Annotated in this window: 18 protein-coding genes; 12 read left to right on the top strand and 6 right to left on the bottom strand. The window is 67.2% G+C overall.

From position 1 onward, the window contains the following. Window positions 1-144 precede the first annotated feature (144 nt). From IFJ75_RS16105 to IFJ75_RS16150, 10 genes are all read left to right on the top strand, one after another. Window positions 145-2,352 (top strand): TonB-dependent receptor, encoded by a 2,208-nt coding sequence (locus tag IFJ75_RS16105; protein ID WP_207869383.1) that lies wholly within the window; start codon window positions 145-147, stop codon window positions 2,350-2,352. Window positions 2,353-2,477: 125 nt separating this feature from the next. Continuing rightward, on the top strand, window positions 2,478-4,007 hold the full coding sequence (locus IFJ75_RS16110; protein ID WP_207869385.1) for a spinster family MFS transporter: 1,530 nt from the start codon (window positions 2,478-2,480) through the stop codon (window positions 4,005-4,007). Window positions 4,008-4,157: 150 nt separating this feature from the next. Then, the gene (gene sucC / locus IFJ75_RS16115; protein WP_207869387.1) at window positions 4,158-5,348 is read left to right on the top strand and encodes an ADP-forming succinate--CoA ligase subunit beta; all 1,191 of its coding nucleotides are present in this window, start codon (window positions 4,158-4,160) and stop codon (window positions 5,346-5,348) included. A gap of 159 nt (window positions 5,349-5,507) precedes the next feature. Further along, window positions 5,508-6,071: a hypothetical protein gene (locus IFJ75_RS16120; protein WP_207869389.1), complete on the top strand. Its 564-nt coding sequence runs from the start codon at window positions 5,508-5,510 to the stop codon at window positions 6,069-6,071. A 44-nt stretch (window positions 6,072-6,115) separates the two neighbouring features. Further along, a complete protein-coding gene (locus tag IFJ75_RS16125; protein ID WP_207869393.1) occupies window positions 6,116-6,376 on the top strand; it encodes a DUF6364 family protein in 261 nt (86 codons plus the stop codon). Continuing rightward, window positions 6,330-6,782, top strand: a complete 453-nt coding sequence (locus IFJ75_RS16130) for a PIN domain-containing protein (protein WP_225896866.1) — start codon at window positions 6,330-6,332, stop codon at window positions 6,780-6,782. Before IFJ75_RS16125 ends, IFJ75_RS16130 begins: the two co-directional genes overlap by 47 nt. A 13-nt stretch (window positions 6,783-6,795) precedes the next feature. Further along, on the top strand, window positions 6,796-7,698 hold the full coding sequence (sucD, locus tag IFJ75_RS16135; protein WP_207869397.1) for a succinate--CoA ligase subunit alpha: 903 nt from the start codon (window positions 6,796-6,798) through the stop codon (window positions 7,696-7,698). 328 nt (window positions 7,699-8,026) lie between these two features. Further along, window positions 8,027-11,029 (top strand): 2-oxoglutarate dehydrogenase E1 component, encoded by a 3,003-nt coding sequence (locus IFJ75_RS16140; RefSeq protein WP_207869399.1) that lies wholly within the window; start codon window positions 8,027-8,029, stop codon window positions 11,027-11,029. 87 nt (window positions 11,030-11,116) lie between these two features. Next, complete coding sequence (odhB, locus tag IFJ75_RS16145; protein ID WP_207869401.1) at window positions 11,117-12,673, top strand: 2-oxoglutarate dehydrogenase complex dihydrolipoyllysine-residue succinyltransferase; 1,557 nt, start codon at window positions 11,117-11,119, stop codon at window positions 12,671-12,673. Between the two features lie 166 nt (window positions 12,674-12,839). Continuing rightward, window positions 12,840-13,226 carry a hypothetical protein gene (locus tag IFJ75_RS16150; RefSeq protein ID WP_207869403.1) on the top strand — a complete coding sequence of 129 codons (387 nt, stop codon included), beginning with the start codon at window positions 12,840-12,842 and terminating at the stop codon, window positions 13,224-13,226. Between the two features lies 1 nt (window position 13,227). Here IFJ75_RS16150 and IFJ75_RS16155 read toward each other — a convergent pair whose 3' ends face one another. From IFJ75_RS16155 to IFJ75_RS16165, 3 genes are all read right to left on the bottom strand, one after another. Beyond that, on the bottom strand, window positions 13,228-13,971 hold the full coding sequence (locus tag IFJ75_RS16155; RefSeq protein WP_207869405.1) for a M48 family metallopeptidase: 744 nt from the start codon (window positions 13,969-13,971) through the stop codon (window positions 13,228-13,230). After that, a complete protein-coding gene (locus tag IFJ75_RS16160) occupies window positions 13,925-15,205 on the bottom strand; it encodes a polyhydroxyalkanoate depolymerase (protein WP_207869407.1) in 1,281 nt (426 codons plus the stop codon). The genes IFJ75_RS16155 and IFJ75_RS16160 overlap by 47 nt, the downstream gene beginning before the upstream one ends. Window positions 15,206-15,306: 101 nt before the next feature. Further along, the gene (locus IFJ75_RS16165) at window positions 15,307-15,927 is read right to left on the bottom strand and encodes an SCO family protein (protein WP_207869409.1); all 621 of its coding nucleotides are present in this window, start codon (window positions 15,925-15,927) and stop codon (window positions 15,307-15,309) included. A gap of 87 nt (window positions 15,928-16,014) precedes the next feature. Here IFJ75_RS16165 and IFJ75_RS16170 point away from each other — a divergent pair, with 87 nt between their 5' ends. Beyond that, on the top strand, window positions 16,015-17,532 hold the full coding sequence (locus tag IFJ75_RS16170; protein ID WP_207869411.1) for an ActS/PrrB/RegB family redox-sensitive histidine kinase: 1,518 nt from the start codon (window positions 16,015-16,017) through the stop codon (window positions 17,530-17,532). Between the two features lie 102 nt (window positions 17,533-17,634). Then, entirely contained in the window at window positions 17,635-18,192 is a 558-nt protein-coding gene (locus IFJ75_RS16175) for an ActR/PrrA/RegA family redox response regulator transcription factor (RefSeq protein ID WP_207869413.1), read from the top strand. A 64-nt stretch (window positions 18,193-18,256) separates the two neighbouring features. On the opposite strand, the gene mmcB is transcribed toward IFJ75_RS16175, so the two are convergent. Genes mmcB through IFJ75_RS16190 form a run of 3 tightly spaced genes read right to left on the bottom strand, consistent with a single transcriptional unit; the run spans window position 18,257 to window position 19,764 of the window. Beyond that, window positions 18,257-18,700 (bottom strand): MmcB family DNA repair protein, encoded by a 444-nt coding sequence (mmcB, locus tag IFJ75_RS16180; protein WP_207869415.1) that lies wholly within the window; start codon window positions 18,698-18,700, stop codon window positions 18,257-18,259. A gap of 45 nt (window positions 18,701-18,745) precedes the next feature. Further along, window positions 18,746-19,300: a GNAT family N-acetyltransferase gene (locus tag IFJ75_RS16185; protein ID WP_207869416.1), complete on the bottom strand. Its 555-nt coding sequence runs from the start codon at window positions 19,298-19,300 to the stop codon at window positions 18,746-18,748. After that, on the bottom strand, window positions 19,297-19,764 hold the full coding sequence (locus tag IFJ75_RS16190) for a universal stress protein (protein ID WP_207869418.1): 468 nt from the start codon (window positions 19,762-19,764) through the stop codon (window positions 19,297-19,299). Before IFJ75_RS16190 ends, IFJ75_RS16185 begins: the two co-directional genes overlap by 4 nt. Between the last annotated feature and the right edge of the window lie 96 nt (window positions 19,765-19,860).

Here is a 19,860-nt window from a genome sequence, read left to right on the forward strand (position 1 = left end):
AACGGCGCCACAGGGTGACGCGACGTCAGCGATCCAAAGCTGGGCCGTTTGACAGAACAACGAAACAGGGTCAGGTTCAGGAAAATCATTGAACGCTGAATAACGGCGTCTTTGGGCTGGAAACAAAGGAACGGGACAACCCCTATGAACAGACTCGTCAAGAGCGCGCTGCTGGCCGGCGCGGCGTGGAGTGCTATTTCAACCGGGGCCCTGGCCCAAACGGCAGCGCCGCAGGAAGACACGGCCTCGGTCGAGGACGTCGTCGTCACCGCCCGCCGCCGCGACGAGCAGCTGAAGGACGTGCCGATCGCGGTGACCGCGCTCAGCGCCGCCCGCCTGGAACAGACCGGCGCCACCGACATCACCGTTCTGCAGCAGCAGACGCCCAACGCCACGGTCCAGATCGCCCGCGGCTCCAACTCCACCCTGATCAGCTTCATCCGCGGCGTCGGCCAGCAGGATCCGCTCTGGGGCTTCGAGCCCGGCGTCGGCCTCTATATCGACGACGTCTATGTCGCCCGTCCGCAGGGCGCGGTGCTGGACATCTTCGACATCCAGCGCATCGAGGTCCTGCGTGGACCGCAGGGCACCCTGTACGGCCGCAACACCATCGGCGGCGCGATCAAATACGTCACCAAGCGTCTGGGCGATGAGCCCGAGGCCATGCTGCGCGCCGACCTGGGCTCCTATCGCGAGATCAACGCCCTCGGCTCCCTGACCCTGCCGATCACCGACAGCTTCGCCGTCGGCGGCGCGGTGGCCCGCTATACCCGCGACGGCTATGGAACAAACCTGACCACCGGCCAGGAGCACTACAACAAGGACGTCACCGCCTACCGCTTCAGCGCGGAATGGACCCCGACCTCGGACCTGTTCTTCCGCCTGGCCTACAACCGCGTCAGCGACGACTCGGCGCCCCGCCACGGTCACCGCGAAGTGCCTTCGACCACCGGCGGTTATCTGCCCCCGGCCGACGTCTATGACACCCAGGCCGGCCTGACCGGCGACCAGTCGGTGACCACCGACGGCGTCTCCCTGACCGGCGAGTACACGGTCAATGACCAGATCACCCTGAAGGCGATCACCGCCTATCTGACGGGCGACACCAAGACCGTCATCGACTTCGACGAAACCCCCCTGCCGACCCTGGACATCCCGGCCCTCTATTCGGACCACTCCTTCACCCAGGAGTTCCAGCTGCTCTACACCGGCGAGCGGCTCTCGGGCGTCGCCGGCCTGTTCTACATGGACTCGACCGCCTCGGGCGCCTTCGACACCATCGCCGGCAACCTCGGCCTGTCGATCGCCGCTGCCGGTTCGGTGGACACCAAGTCCTATTCGGCCTTCGCCGATTTCAGCTACGATCTGACCGACCGCCTGCACGTCTCGGCCGGCGGCCGCTACACACGTGACGACAAGGACGGCCAGGTCCTGCGCCTGTTCTATCTGGGCGCCACCCGCTCGCCGTTCACCGGCGGCGTGGATCGTCCGATCTTCGCGACCCGCACCAACTACACGGCCTCCAAGACCTTCGAGAAATTCACGCCCCGCGTCAGCGTCTCCTACGACTTCTCGGACGACATGACCGGCTACGCCTCGGTCAGCCAGGGCTTCAAGTCCGGCGGCTGGGACATGCGCGGCGACGCGGCCCTCGTGCCCCAGACGGTCAACGGCTATGAGCCGGAAACGGTCACCAACTACGAGCTGGGCCTGAAGGGATCGGCCTTCGACCACTTCCTCAGCTTCTCCTCGGCCATCTTCTACGCCGACTACAAGGACCAGCAGATCACGACCCAGCAGGTGGCCACCGCCCCGGCCGTCGGCATCGCCTCGGTGGTCGACAACGTCGGCGCCTCGCACATCTACGGCGCCGAGCTGGAAGGGGCGGCCTTCTTCAACGAGCATTTCACCGCCAACTTCTCGGTCGGCTATCTGAAGAACGAGTTCGAGAAATTCATCTCCCTGGCCACCGGCACGCCGGTCGATGTGTCCAACACCCGCGAGCCGCAGAACTCGCCGGAATGGTCGGGCTACCTCGGCCTGACCTGGTCGGACCAGGTGGCGGGCGGTCAGCTGCGCATCACCCCCTCGGCCTCCTACCGCGGCGACTATCACCTGTTCGACGCCCCGGATCCGGTGCTCGACCAGAAGGCCTATACGCTGATCGACCTGTCGGCGACCTGGACCTCGCCCTCGGGCGCCTGGGAGCTGGGCCTGTTCGGCAAGAACCTGACCGACGAACGCTACAAGGTCGGCGGCTACAACTTCGCCGGCGCCACCTACAACAACTCCATCGACGCCTTCTACGGCCCGCCGCGCACCGTTACGGCCCGCCTGACCTGGCGTCGATAGGCGGCTTCCAGCTCCCCGAGACAAGGGCGGCGGTCCTCCTGCGACGGAGAGCCGCCGCCCTTTTTCGTTGCGGTCCCCAGCGCGGCCGTTACCATACCGAAAACCAGAAAATCCGAGGAAGCGACATGGCGACGACCGACACGACCGCCGCGCAGGACCCCACGCAACGGGGCGGATACCGCTATTACGTCCTGGCGGTTCTGGTCACCGTCTACATGCTCAATTTTCTGGACCGCCAGATCATCGGGATTCTGGCCGCCCCGCTGAAGGCCCACTTCAACATGACCGACAGCCAGTTCGGCCTGTTGGGCGGCATCGCTTTCGCCTCGGTCTATTCGACCCTGGCCATTCCGCTGGCCTGGCTGGCCGACCGTTTCTCGCGCGTCTGGATCATGACCGGCGCCCTCGCCGTCTGGTCCGGCTTCACCGCCCTGTGCGGCATGGCCGGCTCCTTCGGCCAGCTGTTCCTGTGCCGGATGGGCGTCGGCATCGGCGAGGCGGGCGGCGTGGCCCCGGCCTATTCCCTGATCGCCGACTATTTCCCGCCCCAGCACCGGGCCCGGGCCCTGGCCGCCTTCGCCTTCGGCATTCCGCTGGGCACGGCGGCAGGGACTCTGGTCGGCGGGCTTCTGGCCGCGACCTACGGCTGGCAGACCGCCTTCATCGCCGTCGGCCTGCTGGGCCTCGTGCTCGCCCCCCTGCTGCGTCTGACCGTCCGGGATCCGAAGCGTGGCGGCAGCGATGTCGCGGCCTCCGCCACGGCGGCCCCGCCTCCCGCCTCGGCGCCCGTCCCGGCGATCGCCGGCTCGACCGGCCCGGGCCGCGTCGCCGCCCTGATCATGCTGGGCCTCGGCGCCGGCTGCATGATCCTGGCGGCCCTCGGACAGTTCGCCGGTCTCGCCATCGGCAATCCCCTGATCTGGGCCTTCGGCGGCGGCCTCGCCCTCGTCATCGGGATTTCGCTGATGATCGCCCGGGCCACGGCCTCGGTGGTGGTAAAGAAGCCCAGCTTCTGGCTGCTGGCCCTCGGCGCCGCCTCCTCCTCGGTCTGCGGCTACGGCGTCGCGGGCTGGCTGCCGCTCTTCTTCATGCGCAGCTTCGACCTGACCCTGAAACAGACTTCCTGGTATTATTCCGGCATCGCCCTGATCGGCGGTCTGGCCGGCATCTGGCTGGGCGGGATGATCGCCGACAAGCTGGCGAAGAAGGGCAAGGGCGCCTATCCCCTGACCCCGGCCATCGCCTTCCTGATCTCCGGCCCCTGCTTCATCCTGGCCATGAACTCGGCCTGGCTGATCCAGCAGATCATCCCCGGCGGCGGGTCCCAGGGTCTGGCCCTGACGCTCGCCTTCCTGATCTTCCTGATCCCCACCGGCCTGAATCTGTCCTGGCTCGGTCCGGTCACGGCAGCGGTCCAGCATCTGGTCCCCGCCCCGATGCGCTCGACCGCTTCGGCCCTGTTCCTGCTGATCAACAACCTGCTGGGTCTGGCCGTCGGCTTCTTCTACTTCGGCTGGATGAGCGACCTTCTGGCCCCGACCTTCGGCGAGGAGAGCCTGCGCTGGGCCATCTACACCGGCGTCGGCTTCTATGTCCTGGCCTCCGTCCTGCTGTTCGGCGCCTCAAGGACGCTGAAGACGGACTGGGTCGACTAGGGGCGACCCCTCATATGGCCCCTTCATACCGGGCCTGATCCGATCGATAGCGTAACAGGTGATCACAGACGGTTGCACCTGCGAACAAGCGACGCCTATAAGCGCGGCCAACTCTTCCCCAGGCCACTCTCGCCACAGGACGTCGGATCCATGAACATTCACGAATATCAGGCCAAGCAGGTCCTGAAGAGCTTCGGCGCGCCGGTCGCCGAGGGCGTCCCCGTCACCTCGGTCGATCAGGTCGAGGCCGCCGCCAGGTCGCTGCCCGGTCCGCTCTATGTCGTGAAGTCGCAGATCCACGCCGGCGGCCGCGGCAAGGGCAAGTTCAAGGAACTGCCCGCCGACGCCAAGGGCGGCGTCCGCCTGGCCTTCTCGGTCGAGGAAGCCGTCAAGCACGCCGGCGAAATGCTCGGCAACACCCTGGTGACCGCCCAGACGGGCGAAGCCGGCAAGCAGGTCAACCGCCTGTACATCGAAGACGGCGCCGACATCGCCCGCGAACTCTACTGCTCGCTGCTGGTCGACCGTGAAGTCGGCCGCGTCGCCTTCGTCGTCTCGACCGAGGGCGGCATGGACATCGAGGCCGTCGCTCACGACACCCCCGAGAAGATCCAGACCATCGCCATCGACCCGGAAGCGGGCGTCACCGACGCCGATGTCGCCGCCATCAACGCCGCCTACGGCCTGACCGGCGACGCCGCCGAAGACGGCAAGTCGCTGTTCCCCGCCCTGTACAAGGCCTTCACCGAGAAGGACATGGCGATGCTGGAGGTGAACCCCCTGATCGTCATGGAGAACGGCCACCTGCGCGTCCTGGACGCCAAGGTCTCGTTCGACGGCAACGCCCTGTTCCGTCACCCGGACATGAAGGAACTGCGCGACGAGACCGAGGAAGACGCCAAGGAAATCGAAGCGTCGGAATGGGACCTCGCCTATGTCGCCCTCGACGGCAACATCGGCTGCATGGTCAACGGCGCGGGCCTGGCCATGGCGACGATGGACATCATCAAGCTGTACGGCAAGGAGCCGGCCAACTTCTGTGACGTCGGCGGCGGCGCCGGCAAGGAGAAGGTCGCCGCGGCCTTCAAGATCATCACCGCCGACCCGGCCGTCCAGGGCATCCTGGTCAACATCTTCGGCGGCATCATGAAGTGCGACGTCATCGCCGAAGGCGTGGTCGCGGCCGTCAAGGAAGTGGGCCTGAAGGTGCCGCTGGTCGTCCGCCTCGAAGGCACCAACGCCGAACTGGGCAAGAAGATTCTGAACGAATCCGGCCTGACCATCCAGGCCGCCGACGACCTCGACGACGCGGCCCAGAAGATCGTCGCGGCGGTCGGCTAGTCTCACCCGCGAGGGTCGGCGTCGCCTCCCGGCGACGCAGGGCTCCTCCGCGGCACCGGAACTCCACCCCTGATACCCTCAGGGGTGGAGTCCTTGACGCAAGCACAACCATGCTTGACCATAAGCGTCATGGACGCTTTTCGAGTTGTTCCGGCCTTGATGGCCGCATTGGTCTTGCTGTGTCCGCCCGCTGCGCTTTCGGCGCAGTCTGTGGCGACGCCTGAACCCACCGACCTCATCGCGACCTTGAACACCATCTGCGTCAGGGCGCGGGGCGACCGCGCCCAGGTTGCGGCCCTGGCGGCGGATGCGGGCTTTTCGCCCGTGCCGGAGAGCATGACTCCTCGGCTCCGCAACGCCTCGGAACGCGCAGGCTTCATGCGCACCAACGCCACCGACATCAGCATCGTCATGACGGGCCAGATGACGCGGCGCGTCGGGCGCGACACTGTCATACTGGATTTCTGCGGGGTCAGCGCCCGCCCCACGGATCATCGCGCCCTCGACCGGCGGCTGCGCGACCTTATGGACTTCGACGCCGTCAATGCGGGCGGTTTTGACGCCTATGCGTGGCTGCAGACTTCCGAGGGTCGGGCGCCGAGCCGTAGCCTGTCGGACGACCAGTTCGTGGCGATGGCTCGAACCGGGCAGATGCGGCTTGTCGTGCTCGACCGCTCGGGGCGGGGGTCCACGCTGATGTATATGTTGCCAAGGGTCGACTAATCCCGACCCACAGGCTATGTGCTCCACATAACCCGTGTAGCGCCATGACCCGCAACCTCACCCTCGCCATCGACGACGACCTGCTCGACAAGGTGCGGGTACTGGCCGCCATGAAGCGGACCAGTGTCAACGAAATGGTGCGCGGCTTCCTGACCCGGCTGGTCGAGGAAGAGACCGAACACGACGAGGCGACCGAGGCCCTGTTGAAACTGGCGCGCGAAAGCGAAGGCCGGCTGGGCGACTGGCGGCCCGGAAGCCGTGACGAAACCTACAGCGGCGAGCCTCGCTTTGATCGCTGGCGCTGACATCTTTCTCGATACGAACGTACTGATTTACGCAGCGCTCGGGTCCGCCGACGAGCCGGCGAAGTACGAGCGCGCGCTCGGATTGCTGACGCGTCGATTTGGAACCTCGAGCCAGGTGCTGGCCGAGTTCTACGTCAACGTCCAGCGGAGGGGTTCGCGGCCCCTGACGGCGGAGGAGGCCCGGGAATGGGTGGTCCGCCTGTCCAAAAAGCCATTCCAGCCCGTCGATTTCAAGGTCGTTCGCGATGGGATGGACAACGCCCGCCGCTATCAGATTTCCTATTGGGATGGAGCGGTCATCGCCGCCGCCGAGCGCCTCGGCGCCAAAATCCTCTATTCCGAAGACCTTCACCACGGACAGACCTACGGGTCGGTCCGCGTCGAAAACCCTTTCCTTCCCGCCTGACAGAGAGACCCCAATGTCCATCCTCGTCGACAAGAACACGAAAATCATCGTCCAGGGCCTGACCGGCAAGACCGGCGGCTTCCACACCGAACAGGCCCTGGCCTACCACGGCACCCAGATGGTCGCCGGCGTCCACCCGTCGAAGGGCGGCACGAACTGGACGGGCTCGCACGGCGAGACCCTGCCGATCTACGCCTCGGTCGCCGAAGCCAGGGAAGCCACCGGCGCCGACGCCTCGGTCATCTACGTCCCGCCGTCGGGCGCGGCCGCGGCCATCATCGAGGCCATCGACGCCGAAGTGCCCTTCATCACCTGCATCACCGAAGGCATCCCGGTGCTGGACATGGTCAAGGTCAAGGCCCGCCTCGAGAAGTCGAAGTCGCGCCTGCTGGGCCCGAACTGCCCCGGCATCCTGACGCCGGACGAGTGCAAGATCGGCATCATGCCGGGCAACATCTTCAAGAAGGGCAATGTCGGCATCGTCTCGCGTTCCGGCACCCTGACCTATGAAGCCGTCTTCCAGACCACCAACGAAGGCCTCGGCCAGACCACGGCCGTCGGCATCGGCGGCGACCCGGTCAAGGGCACCGAGTTCATCGACGTCCTGGAACTGTTCCTGGCCGACCCGGAAACCACCTCGATCATCATGATCGGCGAAATCGGCGGCGGCGCCGAGGAAGACGCCGCCCAGTTCCTGATCGACGAAGCCAAGAAGGGCCGCAAGAAGCCGATGGCCGGCTTCATCGCGGGCCGCACCGCTCCGAAGGGCCGCACCATGGGCCACGCCGGCGCGGTCGTCTCCGGCGGCAAGGGCGATGCGGAATCCAAGATCGCGGCCATGGAAGAGGCCGGCATCAAGATGTCGCCCTCGCCCGCCCGCCTCGGCAAGACGCTTGTTGAAGTGCTGAAGGGCTAACGCCCTTCAGCGAGCGCTCCTCTGGAGCGCCGCGCTAATGCTCGCGACGCGGTCGCTCGCTGCTTGAGCGCGGGTCGTGAGCGGATCGACATCGCGGTGAATCGTCGCTCCTCGAGCGACATGACACCGGTTTCGGCATCGATCGTGCCGGAAACACGTATTGAAGACGCCCCCGGTCACGGCCGGGGGCGTTTTTGTTACGCTCCGAACCAATTTCTTATCGTTTCGCCCCTCTTCGGTCATGACCCATAAGGAAACAGCGCCTATATGAACCGCGCCGGCCTCACGCGGTTGTGACCGTGGGGCCCCAGAAGGACGACGTGAGAAAATGGCGGACGATGCCGGTCGGCTGAACCAGGTCTTTGCCGAGACCAGCTTCCTCTATGGCGCGAATGCCGCCTTCATCGAGGACCTCCACGAGAAATGGGCGACCGACCCGTCCTCCGTCTCGGCCGAGTGGCGCAGCTTCTTCGACCAGCTCAAGGACTCGGCCGCAGTGGTCAAGGCCTCGGGCGCGGCCGGCGGCTGGGGCCGCGGCGCGATCCTGGAGCCCACCGAGGAGACCGGCGTCTTCGACGGCCAGTGGCCCGCCCCCAAGGTTGATCCGAAGAAGGCCGGCGCCGCCAAGCCCGCGCCTGCCGCCGCCGCTGCGGCCGTCGCCGGCGCGACCGCCGACGAGGTCCGCGCCGCCGCCCACGATTCCATTCGCGCCCTGATGCTGATCCGCACCTACCGGGTGCGCGGTCACCTGCACGCCAAGCTCGACCCGCTCGGCATCGAACAGCCGATCGACAATCCCGAGCTGACCCCCGCCTTCCACGGCTTCACCGCCGCCGACCTGGACCGCCCGATCTTCCTCGACGGCGTCCTGGGGCTGCAGTACGCGACCGTGAACGAGCTTATGGCGATCCTGGAGCGCACCTACTGCGGCCATATCGGCATCCAGTACATGCATATCGCCGAGCCTGAAGAGAAGGCGTGGCTGCAGCAGCGCTTCGAGGGCGCCGACGCCTTCGAGAAGAACGGCTTCACCAGGGAAGGCAAGCTGGCCATCCTGAACAAGCTGATCGAGGCGGAGGGCTTCGAACGCTTCTCCCACAAGCGCTTCCCGGGCACCAAGCGGTTCGGCCTGGATGGCGGCGAGGCCATGGTCCCGGCGCTGGAGCAGATGATCAAGCGCGGCGGCGCCCTGGGCATCGACGAGATCGTCATCGGCATGGCCCACCGCGGCCGCCTGAACACCCTCGCGACCGTCATGGGCAAGCCCCACAAGGTCATCTTCCACGAGTTCCAGGGCGGCTCGGCCGTACCTTCGGACATCGAGGGTTCGGGCGACGTCAAATACCACATGGGCGCCTCGTCGGACCGCGAGTTCGACGGCAAGACCGTCCACCTGTCGCTGACCGCCAACCCCTCGCACCTCGAGATCGTCAACCCGGTCGTCCTGGGCAAGGCGCGCGCCAAACAGGCCTTCGACATCCGTGAGGCCAATGTCGGCGTGCCCGAGAACAAGTGGGCGCTGGACCGCTCCAAGGTCATGCCCCTGCTGATCCACGGCGACGCCGCCTTCGCGGGTCAGGGCGTGGTCGCCGAATGCTTCGCCCTGATGGGTCTGAAGGGCTACCGCACCGGCGGGACGATGCATTTCGTCATCAACAACCAGATCGGCTTCACCACCTCGCCGCGCAACTCGCGCTCGACGCCCTACTGCTCGGACGTCGCCCTGATGGTCCAGGCGCCGATCTTCCACGTGAACGGCGACGATCCGGAAGCGGTCGTCTTCGCCGCCAAGGTGGCCACCGAATTCCGCCAGAAATTCCACAAGGACGTGGTGGTGGACATGTTCTGCTACCGCCGCTTCGGTCACAACGAAGGCGACGATCCGACCTTCACCCAGCCGCTGATGTATTCGAAGATCCGCGCCCTGAAGTCGACGCGCGAGATCTACGCCGCCCGTCTGGTCGGCGAAGGCGTCCTGACCGAGGCCGAGGTCGACGCCCTGGTCGCCAAACAGGAAGCCTGGCTGGACGAACAGTTCGAGGCCGGCAAGACCTTCAAGGCCGACAAGGCCGACTGGCTGGACGGTCAGTGGAAGGGCGTGGGCCTGGCCGAGGACGACGAGCGTCGCGGCAAGACCGGCATCCCGGCCGAGAAGCTGATGGACTACGGCCATCGCCTGACGACCATCCCCAACCAGATCGACATGCACAAGACGCTCAAGCGCGTCATCGAGGCGCGTCGCGAGAGCCTGACCGCCGGCACCATCGACTGGGCCACCGCCGAGAGCCTGGCCTTCGCCGGCCTGCTGGACGAGGGCTTCCCGGTCCGCCTGTCGGGCCAGGATTCGGTGCGCGGCACCTTCTCCCAGCGTCACTCGGGCATCATCGACCAGACCACGGAAGAGCGGTACATCCCGCTCAACAACCTGCGCGAAGGCCAGGCCAATTTCGAGGTCATCGACTCGGCCCTGTCGGAAGAGGCCGTGCTCGGCTTCGAATACGGCTATTCGCTCGCCGACCCGAACACCATGGTCATGTGGGAAGGCCAGTTCGGCGACTTCGTGAACGGCGCCCAGGTGGTCATCGACCAGTTCATCACCTCCGGCGAACGCAAGTGGCTGCGCATGAGCGGCCTGACCATGCTGCTGCCGCACGGCTATGAGGGTCAGGGTCCGGAACACTCCTCGGCCCGCCTCGAACGCTTCCTGCAGGCCTGCGCCGAGGACAATATCCAGGTCGCCAACTGCACGACCCCGGCCAACTACTTCCACATCCTGCGTCGACAGATGCAGCGGCCGTTCCGCAAGCCGCTGATCATCATGACGCCCAAGTCGCTGCTGCGTCACAAGAAGGCGGTCTCGACCATCGCCGATATGGCGGAGGGTTCGTCCTTCCACCGTGTGCTGCACGACGACGCCCAGACCCGTCCCGAAGTCTCCGGCATCAAGATCAAGGCCGACAAGGACATCCGTCGCGTCGTGGTCTGCTCGGGCAAGGTCTATTACGACCTGCTCGACGCGCGCGAGAAGAAGGGCGTCGATGACGTCTATCTGCTGCGTCTGGAGCAGTTCTATCCCTGGCCGATGAAGTCGATGATGACCGAACTGGCCCGCTTCCCGAACGCCGAACTGGTCTGGTGCCAGGAAGAGCCGAAGAACATGGGCGGCTGGACCTTCGTGGATCCGTGGATCGAACTGACGCTCGAGAAGCTGAACGTGAAGTCGAAGCGCGCCCGCTACGTCGGCCGCCCGGCCTCGGCCTCGACCGCCGCGGGCCTTATGAGCCGCCACCTGAAGGAACTGCAGACCTTCACGGACGAAGCCTTCGCCTGATCTCCGCCTAGACCTGTGTTCGTTCGCCTGACACAAGACTGACCTACAACCGCCCGACGCCTGAAAATACGAAAGCCTGGACCCGACATGGCCGACATCCTGACCCCGACCCTTGGTGAATCCGTCTCGGAAGCCAGCATCGCAAAATGGACCAGGAAGGTCGGTGACGCGGTGAAGAAGGACGAGGTCCTGGTCGAGCTGGAAACGGACAAGGTCTCGCTGGAAGTCGTGGCCCCGGCTGACGGCGTCCTGTCGGACATCAAGGCCGGCGAGGGCGACACCGTCGTTCCGGGCGCCGTCTTGGGCGTCGTCACCGAAGGCGCTTCGGCCGCCCCGGCCGCGGCCAAGCCCGCTCCAAAGGCTGAAAAGGCCGCTGAGGCTCCCGTCGCCGCCGCTCCGGCCGCTGCTCCCGCTTCGGCTTCGGCCCCGGCCGCCGGTAGCGCCACGGTCGCCATCCCGGTCCCGACCATGGGCGAGAGCGTCGCCGAAGGCACGATGGGCAAGTGGCTGAAGAAGAACGGCGAGGCCGTGAAGAAGGATGAGCTGCTGGTCGAGATCGAGACCGACAAGGTCGCGGTCGAGGTCGCGGCCCCGGCCGACGGCGTCCTGACCATCTCCGCCGACGAAGGCGCGACCGTCACCCCCGGCCAGACCATCGGCTCCATCGCCGCCGGCGCCGGCGCGGCCGCCGCCCCGGCTGCTGCGGCTCCGGCTGCTGCGCCTGCCGCTGCCGCCTCGGCCAACACCGGCTCGGCACAGCTGTCGCCGTCGGTCCAGCGCGTGGTCACCGAGAACAACCTCGACGCCGGTTCGATCAGCCCGACCGGGCCCAAGGGCAACATCACCAAGGGCGACGCGCTCGCCGCTGTTGGCGCCGCCGCCGCTCCGAAGGCCGCCCCGGCCCCGGTCGCCGCCGCTGCCCCGGCCGCCCCGCGCGCCGACCAGCCGCGCGAGGAACGGGTCAAGATGACCCGCCTGCGCCAGACCATCGCGCGCCGCCTGAAGGAATCCCAGAACACCGCCGCCCAGCTGACCACCTTCAACGAGGTGGACATGACCCAGGTCATGGCCCTGCGCGCCCAGTACAAGGACGCCTTCGAGAAGCGCCACGGCGTCAAGCTGGGCTTCATGAGTTTCTTCACCAAGGCGGTGATCAACGCCCTGAAGGAAATCCCGGCCGTCAACGCCGAGATCGACGGCACCGACATCATCTACAAGAACCACTATGACATCGGCGTCGCCGTCGGCACCGACAAGGGTCTGGTGGTTCCGGTTCTGCGCGACGCCGACATGCTGTCGCTGGCCGGCATCGAGAAGGGCATCGCCGACCTCGGCAAGGCGGCCCGCGACGGCGGCCTGACCATGGACCAGCTCCAGGGCGGCACCTTCACCATCACCAACGGCGGCACCTACGGTTCGCTGATGTCGACGCCGATCCTGAACGCGCCGCAGTCGGGCATCCTGGGCATGCACAACATCGTGCAGCGTCCGATGGCCATCAACGGCGAGGTCAAGATCCGCCCGATGATGTACCTGGCCCTCAGCTACGACCACCGCATCGTCGACGGCAAGGAAGCCGTGACCTTCCTGGTCCGCGTCAAGGAACACCTGGAAGACCCGCAGCGCTCGCTGCTGGACCTCTAGGACGTCTCAAAGAAAGAGATGAGAGCGCGCGGCGGCTTCGGCGGTCGCGCGCTTTTTCGTCTGCGCCAGGCCTGACAGATTTCCGCACAACCCCTGTCAGAATCCGTAGGTTTACCTATACGAAACAATAGGCCACCCTCCCGTCATGGAGTGGGCCGTTCGGGGGATGGGTGTCTTCTATGTGCTCGCAGGCGTCCTCGCCCTGCGGCAGGTCCTGATCAATTGGCGGTTGGAGCGGATGATCGCCGCCGTCCTGCCCTCTTCTCCGCCCTCGTCCATCACCGAACGCGCGGCCGACGTCATGTTGGCCATGGGATCGGTGCTGGTGCTGGCCTCGGGCGCGGCGCTGATGATGCTGCAGCCCTGGGCCGTTCTGGTCTTCCTGGCCTGCTGGGGCGCCCAGGCGGCCTATCTGCTCTGGGCGCAGCGCTGGTATCGCCCACGCGACCCGATCTCGGCCCGAGGCCGCCGTCAGACCCTGAACGCCTTCGCCGTCTACAGCCTGGCGACCCTGCTGGTCCTGTCGATGCCTCTGGCGGGCCTGCTGCGCTGACCTAGCGACCCACGGCGTGCAGGGCCTGTCCGTTGGCCTTCAGCCAGGCGCGGAACGGGCGATGATCCCCAACCAGCCCATGCACCACCGACCAATAGGCCGGCGAATGGTCGGCATGGACCAGATGAGCCACCTCGTGCGCCGCCAGATAGTCGAGCACCGCGGGCGGGGCCATAACCATGCGCCAGGAATAGCGGATAGAGCGGTTGTGCGGGCTGCAGGAGCCCCAGCGCGAGCGGGTGTCGACGACCGACACCTTGACCGGCCTCTGGCCCAGCGCCTTCAGATGGACCTCGGTGCGGGCCACCAGTTGGGTCCGCGCCTCGCGCTTGAGCAGGTTCTCGACCCGGCGCGCGAAGGCCTCGCCCTCGCCGCCCGAGCGGATCACCGGCCCGACGCCGTCGGCCGTCAGCCGCGCCGCCCCATTGGTCCCGGTCGCTTCCAGCCGGGTCTCGAGCCCATGCAGCAGGATGATCTGGCCGGGCTCCAGCGGCTGGCCCTCGACCCGCGCCTCCAGCCGTTCGGCGATCCAGCCGGCCTTGGACCGGGCGAAGGCCACGGCCTCGGACAGGCGGCGTTCACTGGGCGCGATGGCCACCGCCTCGCCCGCCCGCGCGTCGATACGGATCGAGATCCGCCGCGCCCTCGGGTTCACCGACAGGCGCAGCTGGATCGTTTCACCGGCCCCATTGGGGGCCTCAAGCGGCAGTCGCTGACCGGTCCGGTACGGCGCAGAGCTTTTCATTGGTCGCGATGAAGTCCCGGGTGCGCGGATAGATTTCCTCGCGGAACCGCCGGCCGTTGAAGACGCCGTAGTGGCCCACATCCGGCTGGACATAGAGCACCCGGCGCTCGACGGGAACATTGGGGCACAGAATATGGGCGGCCTGGGTCTGGCCGACGCCGGAAATGTCGTCGTTCTCGCCCTCGACCGTCATCAGGCCGATGTCCATGATCTTCGACAGATCCACTGGACGGCCGTCGTGAACCAGCTCGCCCTTGGCCAGGGTGTAGTCCTGGAAGACGATGTCGATGGTCTGGAGATAGAACTCCTCCGACAGGTCCAGCACCGACAGATACTCGTCGTAGAACTGTTCGTGCTTCTCGACCCCGTCGCCGTCGCCCTTCACCAGATCCTTGAAATAGGTCCAGTGGGCGTCGGTGTGGCGCTCCTCGTTCATCGACATGAAGCTATAGAGCTGGACGAAGCCCGGATAGACCCGCCGGCCAAACCCCGGATAGGGCCAGGGCACGGTGTGGATCATGTTCGACTGGAACCAGGTGAACGGCTTTTCTTCCGCCAGCACATTGGTCACCGTCGGCGACAGGCGGGCGTCGATGGGCGAGCCCATGAAGGTCATGGAGGCCGGCCGGTTGGGATCGTTCTCCTCGGCCATCACCGCGGCCATGGCCAGGACCGGCGGTCCGGGCTGGCAGACGGCGACGACGTGGGCGCGCGGGCCGATCTGGGCCAGCATCGACCGGACGTGGTCCATATAGTCGTGGAAGTCGAACCGGCCCTCCAGCATCGGCACCTGCCGCGCATTGGTCCAGTCCGAGACATAGACGTCGTGGTCCTGCAGGAAGGTCTCGACCGTGCCGCGCAACAGGGTCGCATAGTGGCCCGACAAGGGGGCGACGATCAGGACGCTGGGCGCCGCCACGGGCTTCTTGGCGCGCTTCAGGTCGCCGACGTTGCGGGCGAACCGCACCATCTTCACCCAGGGGCTTTCCCAGACCACCTGTTCGACAGTGCGCACCGGCTTGCCGTCGATGGTGACGACCTCAAGCCCCCAGTCGGGCTTGCCGTAGCGGCGGGTGACGCTCTCGAACAGCTCGGCCGAGGCATAGGCGGTGCGGCCGATGGCCGTGTCCGACGCCGGATTGAAGGGCGAGGTCCAGAATTTCCGGGCGAACTGCGCCCCGAAACGGAAAGGCTGCGCCGACTGATACGCCAGTTCGTGAAGTGCGTAGAGCATGAGACTCCAATACCGGCCCCCGCCGACTGCGGCGCAAGGCACCATAAATCATTGTGCACTGCAAAAGGATTATCACTTTTGGCGAGCCGGCGCCCCTCGGATCAGCCCCGCGCCATCACCCGCTCGATCAGCTGGGCCGACTTCTGCGGCCCAAGGTCATAGGCCAGGGGCGCGCGGAACTTGCCGTCGGGTCCCATCAGATAGACGGTCAGGGTGTGGTTCATCGTATAGGTCTCGCCCTCGCCGACCTTTTGATAATAGGCGCGGTAGGCCTTGGCGACGGCCGCGATCTGCTCCGGCGAGCCGGTCAGGCCGACGACGCCCTCGGGGAAGCCGTCGGATTCCAGATAGTCCTTGAGGGCTTTCGGCGTGTCGCGCGCGGGATCGACGCTGACGAAGGCGATCTGCAGGTCCTTCGCCTTGTCGCCCATCTGCTTCTTGGTCGCCGCCAGCCCGGTCAGGGTCGTGGGGCAATAGTCGGGGCAGTAGGTGAAGCCGAAGAAGACCAGGGTCCATTTGCCGTTCAGCATCGTCTGGTCGACCGTCTGGCCGTCCTGATTGACCAGCTGGAACGGCCCGCCGACGGTCGGCTGGCCGGTCGCACTGGAGGCCTCGGTGACCCCGTGCTCGCGTCCGGTGACCACCACCACGGTGACGATGGCCAGGGAGGCGGCGATGATGAAACAGGCGGCCGCGAACAGCAGGATGGAACGGCGTGGCATTTGGTCTTTCCCGGCGCTGCCGACAGACGGCGGCGACCGGTCTATAGAACGGTCGTGGACATCCGTGAAACCGCCTCTTCCTCCGTTATGACGTCGCAGTCACCCGGGCAGCCGCCTTTCATCGGCGGCGAGGGCCCCGCCGACCACTGGCGCGACCTGCCCCGGCGCGGGCGCGGCCTGACCCTGCGCACCCTGATCATCCTGCGCTGGCTGGCCCTGATGGGTCAGGCGGCGACCATCTGGGTGGCGCATGAGTTGCTGCATTTCCCCTTGGCGGTCTGGCCCTGCGTGGCGACCATCGCGGCGGGGGCGGCGGTCAATCTCGCGGCCCTGCTGCATCTGCGGCGCACCGACAACCGCCTGCCCGACGGCCGCCAGACGGCCCTGCACCTCGGCTTTGACATCCTCCAGCTCTCGACCCTTCTGGGCCTGACCGGCGGGCTGGAGAACCCCTTCTGCCTGCTGCTGGTCGCCCCGGTGACGGTGGCGGCGGCGTCCCTGCCGGGGCGTCAGGCCATCGGCCTCGGCTTCCTCGTCCTCATCGCGACGGGGGTCCTGTTCAAATGGTCCCTGCCCCTGCCCTGGCAGTCGGGGACCGAGCTGATCCTGCCGCTGCTCTACCGGATCGGTCTGGCCATGGCCCTGACCACCGGGGTGGTCTTCACCTCCGCCTACGCCTGGCGGGTCGCCGCCGATGCGGAGAAGCTGGAGCTGGCGCTGGCCACCACCCAGGACGTGCTGCAGAGGGAGCAGCGGCTGGCCGCGCTCGGCGGTCTGGCCGCCGCCGCCGCGCACGAGCTGGGCACGCCGCTCGCCACCATCCAGGTTGTGGCCAAGGAGATGCTGCGCGGCGCTCCCGCCGACAGCCCCGAGGCCGAGGACGCGGCCCTGCTGCTGCAACAGGCCGATCGCTGCCGCGAGATTCTGACCCGGCTGTCGCAACGCCCCGAGGACGGCGACGCCCTCTATGCCGAGGTCGGCCTGAAAGCCCTTCTGGCCGAGGTCGTCGATCCCCATCTGGGCTTCGACCTCGACATCGCCGTCGAGACCACCACCGCCGACGGCCGGCCGGTCCCGCAGGTGAAACGCCTGCCCGAGGTAGTCCACGGCCTGTCCGCCCTCGTCGAGAACGCCGCCGATTTCGCCGCCTCTTCAGTGCGGGTCGGAGCCACCGTCGATGAGGACTGGATCGTCGTCGAGGTGCTGGACGACGGCCCCGGCTTCGCCCCGGACATCCTGCCGCGCCTGGGCGAGCCCTATGTGACCAGCCGCCCCCACGGCAAGGCGCGCCGGGCCCTGGCCGCCCAGCTCCGCGCCGCCGCCCGGCCCGCTCGCGTGGGTCTCGGAGCCGCGCCCTTTGCCTTGGGAAGGGGCCGCCGCAAGGACACGGCCCCGTCGCCTCCGCCCTTCCCGCCCCTGCCCTCGACCGAGGCGGTGATCCCCAGCCAGGGCGGTATGGGTCTGGGCTTCTTCATCGCCCGCACCCTGCTGGAGCGCACCGGCGGCCGGGTCTCGGTCGGGGCCGGCGACGGCCCGATCGGCCATCGCGGCGCCCGGGTGACCGTGCGCTGGCCCCGCGCCTCACTCGAGACAGCCGCCGCTTGAAATCACCTGATTTCAGGCGCTTCCTGACCAGCGACCAAACGCCGCGCATGTCTTGACCCCGGCGGTCCGGACCGCGACTTGAGGCCCATGGAGACTCTAGAAATGTCAGTCATCGAGGACCGCGTCGCCGCGCTTCACGATAAAACCCTGCTTCTGCTCGACGACGATCAGGCCCTGCGCACCCGGATGGGACGCGCCCTGGAATCGCGCGGCTTCGAAGTGACCACCGCCGGATCCCTCGCCGAGGCGACCGACGCCCTGAAGACGGCCCTGCCCGCCTATGCCGTGCTCGACATGCGGCTGGAGGACGGCAACGGCCTGAAGATCGTCGAGGCGATCCGCGAGCGCCGCGAGGACGCCCGCATCGTCATGCTGACCGGCTACGGCGCCATCGCCACGGCGGTCGCGGCGGTCAAGGCCGGGGCGGTCGACTATCTGTCCAAGCCCGCCGACGCCGATGACGTGGTCAAGGCTCTGCTCGCCATCGGCGACGCCTCGCCCGAACCGCCCGAAAACCCGATGAGCGCCGACCGGGTGCGCTGGGAGCACATCCAGCGCGTCTATGAGCTCTGCGATCACAATGTCTCGGAGACCGCGCGCCGTCTCGGCATGCACCGCCGCACCCTGCAGCGCATCCTGGCGAAGCGCGCGCCGCGCTGATGGGGTGTGGGGGATTGGGGGGTAGGGCGTAAGAGGTCGCACCCCACACCCCACACCCCACGCCCTAATCCCTCAAAGTCCGCATCGCCCCCAACCGCGCGAACGCGAGGGTAAGCGCCTTCCTGCGCGCGGGGGCGAGCGCCAGCACCGGCGCGTCCCGAACCACCGCCCCTCCGAAGGCGTCGGCGACGATCAGGCCGGGCTCCTCCGGCAGGACGCCCTCCGGAAACTCCGGCGCCACGGCGAAGAAGAAGGCGTCGCAGAAGGGGGCGTATTCCGGCCATTTGCGGTCGACGCGATAGTCCTCGATGCCGGACTTCACCTCGCAGATGACGATGTCGCCCTTTCGGCCGATGGCCATGACGTCGGCGCGCCGCCCGTTCGGCAGACAGACCTCCAGCAGCGGCGCATAGCCCATGTCGATCAGCAGCCTTGCGGCTCCGCGCGTCACCGAAAGCGTGGTTTCGGGACGGCTGAAGACGAGTTCGAGATCGAAGGCGGCGGACATTCCGCCATTATGTTCCGGCTCCGTTCCGGTTTCAACCGGCGGGCTTCAGACGAACCGCTTGCGGTTCTCGCGCCACGCCGCCGCCGTCTGGCCCCAGATATCGACCCGCGCCGCCTCGAACGGCGACGGCAGCCGCCCCGGTCCCCGGTTCACCGACCCCAGCCGCTCCGCCAGCTTCGCCGACGCTGCGTTCGCCGGATCAATCGTATGGACGATGTCGTCCCAACCCAGCACATCGACGGCGTAGTCCATCGAGGCAACCGAGGCCTCCAGCGCATAACCCTTGCCCATGGCGTCGCGGTGCAGGCTCCAGCCCACCTCCTTGCCCGGCCACTGATGCGGAAACCACGGCCCGATCCGGCCGATCCACTGACCCGTCTCCTTCTCGATGATCGAGAAGAAGCAGACCCCGGTCAGGCTCCAGGCCCCGGCGCAGGTCATCAGGATGCGCCAGACCTCAGCCGGCGTCTTCGGCCCGCCGATGAACCGCGTCGTCTCCGGATCGGACTGGAAGTCGCACCAGCGCTCGAAATCGCTCATCGCCGTCGGGCGCAGGATCAGCCGTGCGGTTTCGATCACCGGATCGGTCACGGCGGTCATGCCAGATCCTCGATTTCGGCGTCGGTCAGTTCGCCCGGCACGATGGTCACGGGCAGTTTGCGCCCCGTGAAGGCCGCGCCGTGTTTGAGCACCGCCGAGACCAGAGGCCCCGCCGACTTGCCGCCGCCGGCCGAGGCCAGGACCAGGATCTTGATCTCGGGGTCGTCGCCGACCGTCTTGCGGATCGCCGCCTGGGCGTCGCCGGCCTCGATGATGAAGATGGGCTGGGCGCCCGAGCGTTCGGCGGCCTCGGCGCCCAGACGGGTCAGCAGGGCCTCGGCCTCGGCCCTCTGCTGGCGTTGTATCTCCTCGCGCACCCCGGCCCAGTGCTCGTCCGAACTGTCGGGGATGACGGCCAGAAGCGCGACCCGGCCGCCGGTCGAGCGGGCCCGGCGCGAGGCGTAGCGCAGGGCGGCGTCGAACTCGGGACTGTCGTCGACGACGACCAGAAACTTCCTGGGCATGGGGGCTCGCTTCGGCCGCGACCGCTCTCGACGCGGCCTGCTCCACTCAAGCGCGTTTTGCCTTCCGCGCCAATCGGGTCGTTTGACCGGGTGGTT

The sequence above is a fragment of the Brevundimonas goettingensis genome (assembly GCF_017487405.1).
Lineage (GTDB): Bacteria > Pseudomonadota > Alphaproteobacteria > Caulobacterales > Caulobacteraceae > Brevundimonas > Brevundimonas goettingensis.